This is a genomic window from Actinoplanes sp. NPDC023714, assembly GCF_040639855.1.
Classification (GTDB): Bacteria; Actinomycetota; Actinomycetes; order Mycobacteriales; family Micromonosporaceae; genus Actinoplanes.
The window spans coordinates 1-5582 of record NZ_JBFAAR010000020.1 but is presented as its reverse complement, the minus strand read 5'-3'; the positions used below and the strand labels follow the sequence as shown (position 1 = coordinate 5582).

Here is a 5582-nt window from a genome sequence, read left to right as displayed (position 1 = left end):
GCGCTCTTTTCCAAAGCGGGAATGCACTAAGGGAAGGGATAATAGGTAAAAAAAAAACCCTTTGCTTTCGCAAAGGGTTCTTAATATGGCAGGGGCGGAGAGACTCGAACTCGCGACACCCGGTTTTGGAGACCGGTGCTCTACCAACTGAGCTACGCCCCTAAATCTCGCTTAACATTATGCCTGCTAATAAAGCAGGCATAATTAAATAAGTGGCGGAACGGACGGGGCTCGAACCCGCGACCCCCTGCGTGACAGGCAGGTATTCTAACCAACTGAACTACCGCTCCACCGATTCTTTTACGTTGCATCTCTCGATGCCGGCAAATTCGCGCTTTGCGATTTGCGCATTACCAGTCGTCACACTGATAACGTTTATTTGATGCCTGGCAGTGTCCTACTCTCGCATGGGGAGACCCCACACTACCATCGGCGCTACGGCGTTTCACTTCTGAGTTCGGCATGGGGTCAGGTGGGACCACCGCGCTATTGCCGCCAGGCAAATTCTGTTTCATTCCAACCGCCTCACTTCCATGAAGCCATCAGAACCAATCTCGGAACTTCGCTGAAAATCTCTCTAAAAACACCTTCGGTGTTGTAAGGTTAAGCCTCACGGATCATTAGTACTGGTTAGCTCAATGCATCGCTGCACTTACACACCCAGCCTATCAACGTCTTAGTCTTAAACGTTCCTTCAGGGACCTTAAAGGCCCAGGGAAGACTCATCTTGAGGCAAGTTTCGCGCTTAGATGCTTTCAGCGCTTATCGCTTCCGAACATAGCTACCCGGCAATGCCACTGGCGTGACAACCGGAACACCAGAGGTTCGTCCACTCCGGTCCTCTCGTACTAGGAGCAGCCCCTCTCAATCTTCCAACGCCCACGGCAGATAGGGACCGAACTGTCTCACGACGTTCTAAACCCAGCTCGCGTACCACTTTAAATGGCGAACAGCCATACCCTTGGGACCTACTTCAGCCCCAGGATGTGATGAGCCGACATCGAGGTGCCAAACACCGCCGTCGATATGAACTCTTGGGCGGTATCAGCCTGTTATCCCCGGAGTACCTTTTATCCGTTGAGCGATGGCCCTTCCATTCAGAACCACCGGATCACTAAGACCTACTTTCGTACCTGCTCGAGCCGTCACTCTCGCAGTCAAGCTAGCTTATGCCTTTGCACTAACCTCACGATGTCCGACCGTGATTAGCTAACCTTCGTGCTCCTCCGTTACTCTTTGGGAGGAGACCGCCCCAGTCAAACTACCCACCAGACACTGTCCTCACCCCAGATTATGGGGCCGAGTTAGAACATCAAACATTAAAGGGTGGTATTTCAAGGATGGCTCCACGCAGACTGGCGTCCACGCTTCAAAGCCTCCCACCTATCCTACACATCAAGGCTCAATGTTCAGTGTCAAGCTATAGTAAAGGTTCACGGGGTCTTTCCGTCTTGCCGCGGGTACACTGCATCTTCACAGCGAGTTCAATTTCACTGAGTCTCGGGTGGAGACAGCCTGGCCATCATTACGCCATTCGTGCAGGTCGGAACTTACCCGACAAGGAATTTCGCTACCTTAGGACCGTTATAGTTACGGCCGCCGTTTACTGGGGCTTCGATCAAGAGCTTCGCCTTGCGGCTGACCCCATCAATTAACCTTCCAGCACCGGGCAGGCGTCACACCGTATACGTCCACTTTCGTGTTTGCACAGTGCTGTGTTTTTATTAAACAGTTGCAGCCAGCTGGTATCTTCGACTGGCTTCAGCTCCATCCGCAAGGGACTTCACCTACATGCCAGCGTGCCTTCTCCCGAAGTTACGGCACCATTTTGCCTAGTTCCTTCACCCGAGTTCTCTCAAGCGCCTTGGTATTCTCTACCTGACCACCTGTGTCGGTTTGGGGTACGATTTAATGTTACCTGATGCTTAGAGGATTTTCCTGGAAGCAGGGCATCAACTACTTCTGCACCGTAGTGCATCGTCATCACGCCTCAGGGTTAGTATGCAACCGGATTTACCAGGTCACACCCCCTACACGCTTAAACCGGGACAACCGTCGCCCGGCTAGCCTAGCCTTCTCCGTCCCCCCTTCGCAGTAACACCAAGTACAGGAATATTAACCTGTTTCCCATCGACTACGCTTTTCAGCCTCGCCTTAGGGGTCGACTCACCCTGCCCCGATTAACGTTGGACAGGAACCCTTGGTCTTCCGGCGAGCGGGCTTTTCACCCGCTTTATCGTTACTTATGTCAGCATTCGCACTTCTGATACCTCCAGCAACCCTCACAGGCCACCTTCAACGGCTTACAGAACGCTCCCCTACCCAACAACGCCTAAGCGTCGCTGCCGCAGCTTCGGTGCATGGTTTAGCCCCGTTACATCTTCCGCGCAGGCCGACTCGACCAGTGAGCTATTACGCTTTCTTTAAATGATGGCTGCTTCTAAGCCAACATCCTGGCTGTCTATGCCTTCCCACATCGTTTCCCACTTAACCATGACTTTGGGACCTTAGCTGGCGGTCTGGGTTGTTTCCCTCTTCACGACGGACGTTAGCACCCGCCGTGTGTCTCCCGTGATAACATTCTTCGGTATTCGGAGTTTGCATCGGTTTGGTAAGCCGGGATGGCCCCCTAGCCGAAACAGTGCTCTACCCCCGAAGATGAGTTCACGAGGCGCTACCTAAATAGCTTTCGGGGAGAACCAGCTATCTCCCGGTTTGATTGGCCTTTCACCCCCAGCCACAAGTCATCCGCTAATTTTTCAACATTAGTCGGTTCGGTCCTCCAGTTAGTGTTACCCAACCTTCAACCTGCCCATGGCTAGATCACCGGGTTTCGGGTCTATACCTTGCAACTAATCGCCCAGTTAAGACTCGGTTTCCCTACGGCTCCCCTATACGGTTAACCTTGCTACAAAATATAAGTCGCTGACCCATTATACAAAAGGTACGCAGTCACACCACGAAGGTGCTCCCACTGCTTGTACGTACACGGTTTCAGGTTCTATTTCACTCCCCTCGCCGGGGTTCTTTTCGCCTTTCCCTCACGGTACTGGTTCACTATCGGTCAGTCAGGAGTATTTAGCCTTGGAGGATGGTCCCCCCATATTCAGACAGGATGTCACGTGTCCCGCCCTACTCATCGAACTCACGACCTGTGCATTTTAGTGTACGGGGCTATCACCCTTTGCTGCGCGACTTTCCAGACGCTTCCACTAACACACAAGCCGATTCAGGTTCTGGGCTCCTCCCCGTTCGCTCGCCGCTACTGGGGGAATCTCGGTTGATTTCTTTTCCTCGGGGTACTTAGATGTTTCAGTTCCCCCGGTTCGCCTCATGCCACTATGTATTCATGACATGATAGTGTGTCGAAACACACTGGGTTTCCCCATTCGGGTATCGCCGGTTATAACGGTTCATATCACCTTACCGACGCTTTTCGCAGATTAGCACGCCCTTCATCGCCTCTGACTGCCTAGGCATCCACCGTATACGCTTAGTCACTTAACCTCACAACCCGAAGATGTTTCCATCGTTCGTGCTGCAAACATTTGAGAGACTCTATGACAGGTTACTCTTCATCCCAGTACATCTACGGAGGGATAAATTTCAGCCGTCATGTTTCAATTTTCAGCTTGTTCCAGATTGTTAAAGAGCAAAATACTTCGCAGCATACTGTCGCCAATATACTCTGAAGTATTGAAATACCGGACTATATGGTGGAGCTAAGCGGGATCGAACCGCTGACCTCCTGCGTGCAAGGCAGGCGCTCTCCCAGCTGAGCTATAGCCCCATACAGTCACGTGCAGTACCTTTTCCACTTCGAAGAAGTGGTAGGCCTGAGTGGACTTGAACCACCGACCTCACCCTTATCAGGGGTGCGCTCTAACCACCTGAGCTACAAGCCTATAAAGGTATTTCTGCTCGTTACTTTCTATCAGACAATCTGTGTGAGCACGCCACTCGAATCAATATCTTTAGGTAAGGAGGTGATCCAACCGCAGGTTCCCCTACGGTTACCTTGTTACGACTTCACCCCAGTCATGAATCACAAAGTGGTAAGCGCCCTCCCGAAGGTTAAGCTACCTACTTCTTTTGCAACCCACTCCCATGGTGTGACGGGCGGTGTGTACAAGGCCCGGGAACGTATTCACCGTAGCATTCTGATCTACGATTACTAGCGATTCCGACTTCATGGAGTCGAGTTGCAGACTCCAATCCGGACTACGACATACTTTATGAGGTCCGCTTGCTCTCGCGAGGTCGCTTCTCTTTGTATATGCCATTGTAGCACGTGTGTAGCCCTACTCGTAAGGGCCATGATGACTTGACGTCATCCCCACCTTCCTCCAGTTTATCACTGGCAGTCTCCTTTGAGTTCCCGGCCGAACCGCTGGCAACAAAGGATAAGGGTTGCGCTCGTTGCGGGACTTAACCCAACATTTCACAACACGAGCTGACGACAGCCATGCAGCACCTGTCTCAGAGTTCCCGAAGGCACCAAAGCATCTCTGCTAAGTTCTCTGGATGTCAAGAGTAGGTAAGGTTCTTCGCGTTGCATCGAATTAAACCACATGCTCCACCGCTTGTGCGGGCCCCCGTCAATTCATTTGAGTTTTAACCTTGCGGCCGTACTCCCCAGGCGGTCGATTTAACGCGTTAGCTCCGGAAGCCACGCCTCAAGGGCACAACCTCCAAATCGACATCGTTTACAGCGTGGACTACCAGGGTATCTAATCCTGTTTGCTCCCCACGCTTTCGCACCTGAGCGTCAGTCTTCGTCCAGGGGGCCGCCTTCGCCACCGGTATTCCTCCAGATCTCTACGCATTTCACCGCTACACCTGGAATTCTACCCCCCTCTACGAGACTCTAGCTTGCCAGTTTCAAATGCAGTTCCCAGGTTGAGCCCGGGGATTTCACATCTGACTTAACAAACCGCCTGCGTGCGCTTTACGCCCAGTAATTCCGATTAACGCTTGCACCCTCCGTATTACCGCGGCTGCTGGCACGGAGTTAGCCGGTGCTTCTTCTGCGAGTAACGTCAATTGATGAGCGTATTAAGCTCACCACCTTCCTCCTCGCTGAAAGTGCTTTACAACCCGAAGGCCTTCTTCACACACGCGGCATGGCTGCATCAGGCTTGCGCCCATTGTGCAATATTCCCCACTGCTGCCTCCCGTAGGAGTCTGGACCGTGTCTCAGTTCCAGTGTGGCTGGTCATCCTCTCAGACCAGCTAGGGATCGTCGCCTAGGTGAGCCATTACCCCACCTACTAGCTAATCCCATCTGGGCACATCTGATGGCAAGAGGCCCGAAGGTCCCCCTCTTTGGTCTTGCGACGTTATGCGGTATTAGCTACCGTTTCCAGTAGTTATCCCCCTCCATCAGGCAGTTTCCCAGACATTACTCACCCGTCCGCCGCTCGTCACCCAGGGAGCAAGCTCCCCTGTGCTACCGCTCGACTTGCATGTGTTAAGCCTGCCGCCAGCCCTCGACGACGAGGCGGCCGAGGTGGCCGGTGGCACCGGTGACGGCGATGGTGGTCATGTGAATCTCCTTAGAAGGTGCTGCGGTCAAAGCATGC

4 tRNA genes and 3 rRNA genes are annotated in these 5582 nt (G+C 52.8%); all 7 read right to left on the bottom strand.

The window, feature by feature from the left end:
- Window positions 1–86: 86 nt before the first annotated feature.
- The 7 genes from AB0G10_RS42210 to AB0G10_RS42180 all read right to left on the bottom strand — a co-directional run bounded on the left by AB0G10_RS42210 (window position 87) and on the right by AB0G10_RS42180 (window position 5511).
- Window positions 87–162, bottom strand: a tRNA-Trp gene (locus tag AB0G10_RS42210).
- Between the two features lie 51 nt (window positions 163–213).
- Window positions 214–290, bottom strand: a tRNA-Asp gene (locus AB0G10_RS42205).
- A 94-nt stretch (window positions 291–384) separates the two neighbouring features.
- Window positions 385–500 (bottom strand): 5S ribosomal RNA (gene rrf / locus AB0G10_RS42200).
- A 99-nt stretch (window positions 501–599) separates the two neighbouring features.
- A 23S ribosomal RNA gene (locus AB0G10_RS42195) occupies window positions 600–3507 on the bottom strand.
- 207 nt (window positions 3508–3714) lie between these two features.
- Window positions 3715–3790: transfer RNA gene (locus tag AB0G10_RS42190), tRNA-Ala, on the bottom strand.
- 38 nt (window positions 3791–3828) lie between these two features.
- Window positions 3829–3905 (bottom strand) — tRNA-Ile (locus AB0G10_RS42185).
- Window positions 3906–3979: 74 nt separating this feature from the next.
- Window positions 3980–5511: ribosomal RNA gene (locus AB0G10_RS42180) — 16S ribosomal RNA — on the bottom strand.
- The 16S, 23S and 5S rRNA genes sit together here with 4 tRNA genes alongside, the layout of an rRNA operon.
- Window positions 5512–5582 lie beyond the last annotated feature (71 nt).